Below are 2243 nucleotides of genomic sequence, written 5' to 3' on the forward strand. Positions count from 1 at the left end.
TCGGCATCGTCTACCGCCGCCCGCCGCTCGAACCGTTGCCGCGCCCAACGCCCAAGCCGATCGATACCCAAGCCTATTTGAACCGGTTCCGGGCGTGAAACTGCAAGCAGGCAAGGGGGGCGGGTCGCTGGGCCGCCCGTTTGTCATTGCGAGCCGCCGGAGGCGGCGAAGCAATCCCGCGCGAGCCCGGAGTGCACCCGCTCAGGGTTCGTTCTCGCTGCCGCAGGAGATTGCTTCGGGGGCTATGCCCCCTCGCAATGACAGACGGGCACGCCCCTCGCAATGACAACATAGGTTCACCTCCGCACAAGGACATAAGAGCACGAACGTGTATGATGGTGCATACTTACATTGCACGCTGTTCAAGTGACACCCCTATGCCACGCCTTTATCTCTGCATGGGTCCGCATTGCCGCAGCCGCGGCGCGGCCGATGTGTACGCGGCGCTCGAACAAGCCCTCTGGCAAAACGGCTTGTTAGGAACCGTAGAGTGTATTGCCAGCGGTTGCCAAGACCGGTGCCAACGGGGGCCGAACCTGCTCATCCAACCGGGCGGACGGCGCTGGCACGGCCTTACCCCGCGCCAGATCAGCGCCATCGTAGACTTGCTTAGCCAGACCGGTGTATAATGCCAATGTGCACAGCGTGATGCTCGCAAACCCATCACGCTCGCACGTTCATGCAAACAACATCGGGTTGGTAACACATTCGTGAGAATCGCCGTGCGACAGGCTCTAACTCGCCACCGCGTATGGGTCGCCCGCCTTGGGCTGGCGGCCATTTTACTGTTGGCGCTCTATTTCCGCACCCTCAACCTGTTTGATTGGGATTCCGGTACCGGCCAGCATCCCGATGAACGGTTCTTTACCTACGTTGCCTCGACGGTGCGTCTGCCGGACAATCTCGGCGAATTCTACGACTCGAGCCGCTCGCCGCTCAATCCACGCAGTTACGAACAGTTTCCGCTCTATGTCTACGGGCCGCTGCCAATTATGCTGACGCGGGTGGTGGCGGTGATGCTCACTCCGCCGGAAGCATTACCGGCGCAGGTGCTCTCGATCGAAGGGCCGCCACGGGTAGGCGCTGATCCCACGGCGCCGAATGAACGGCGCACTGACTACGGCCCGCCTGTGCCAAACCCCGAATATTATTGGCCGCGCTTGCTCCCCTTGATGCCGTGGCTCAACCCTGATGGCGTCAATCTGACCAGCTACGGCGAGGTTGTGAAGGTCGGGCGTGGGCTGGCAGTGCTGTTCGATCTTGGTAGCGTGCTGCTCGTCTACTTGATCGGGCGCCGGTTGTTTGGCCAGCGAGTTGGGTTGCTCGCCGCGCTGTTCGCTGCGCTTACCGTGATGCACATCCAGCAGAGCCATTTCTTCGTTGATCCGGCCTTCTCGACCTTTTTCTGCCTGCTGGCCCTCTATTGGACAGTGCGGGCAGCGCAGGGCGGCGGTATGGCCGTCTATGCCGCGCTGGGCCTCAGCATTGGCGCGGCTACGGCTAACCGGATCACGATGGCGACGATCGGCGGGTTGGCGATTGTTGCGGCGCTGATTGCCGCCCAACGCGCGCTGCGCGGGCAGCCGTGGCCAGCCGTCTTCGACCGCTTCTTCCGCCGCGAGATTTGGCTGCTCATCATAGCCGGCACACTCACCATCGTGACCTTCCGCGCGCTTGCCCCCGACTCGTTCATTGGCTCGCGCGCCGACTCACCGCTGATCGAGGGGCCTTCGATCTTGCACGGCGCTGGCTTCTTTGATATCCGGCTCGATCCACGCTTCCGCGAGAATCTCACCACTGTGCGCGCGCTGGTAACGGGTGAATATGACTTCCCGCCGTCGCAACAATGGGTGGGGCGCACGGCGTACCTCTTCCCGTGGATCAATATGGTGCTGTGGGGGATGGGGCCGCTGCTCGGCTTGGCTGCATGGAGCGGCTGGCTGCTCTTTGCCGCTCGCTATGTCCGGCGCGGCTGGCAGTGGGCGCTCCACCCAACCGCCGTCGTGGGCCGTCCTTGGCATCCGGCGTGGGTGTTGTGGGTCTGGATCATCTTCTACTTTGCGTGGCAGGGTAATCAATTTGCGATTAATATGCGCTACCTGCTGCCGATCTACGGCTCATTGATTGTGCTGGCAGCATGGGTGCTGATCGTGGCGGCGCGCTGGGGGCGAGGCTGGTTGCAGGCCAATCCGCTGGTGCTGCGGGTGTGGCGCGCGCGGCTGAAGCGCGGGTTAGCCTGGGCG

At 62.8% G+C, this 2243-nt stretch carries 2 protein-coding genes; both read left to right on the forward strand.

Annotated elements, in window-relative coordinates; translation table 11 throughout:
- The first annotated feature begins 377 nt into the window (after positions 1-377).
- The gene (locus U9R81_RS16135; RefSeq protein ID WP_322496450.1) at positions 378-629 is read left to right on the forward strand and encodes a (2Fe-2S) ferredoxin domain-containing protein; all 252 of its coding nucleotides are present in this window, start codon (positions 378-380) and stop codon (positions 627-629) included.
- 93 nt (positions 630-722) lie between these two features.
- On the forward strand, positions 723-2243 hold a 1521-nt coding region (locus tag U9R81_RS16140; RefSeq protein WP_322496451.1), incomplete at its 3' end, for a glycosyltransferase family 39 protein.

The organism is Chloroflexus sp. (assembly GCF_034435895.1).
Classification (GTDB): Bacteria; Chloroflexota; Chloroflexia; order Chloroflexales; family Chloroflexaceae; genus Chloroflexus.

Excerpts from the sequence above, each read along its gene's own strand:
- U9R81_RS16135 (WP_322496450.1), top strand. The coding sequence starts at position 378 with ATGCCACGCCTTTATCTCTGCATGGGTCCGCATTGCCGCAGCCGCGGC.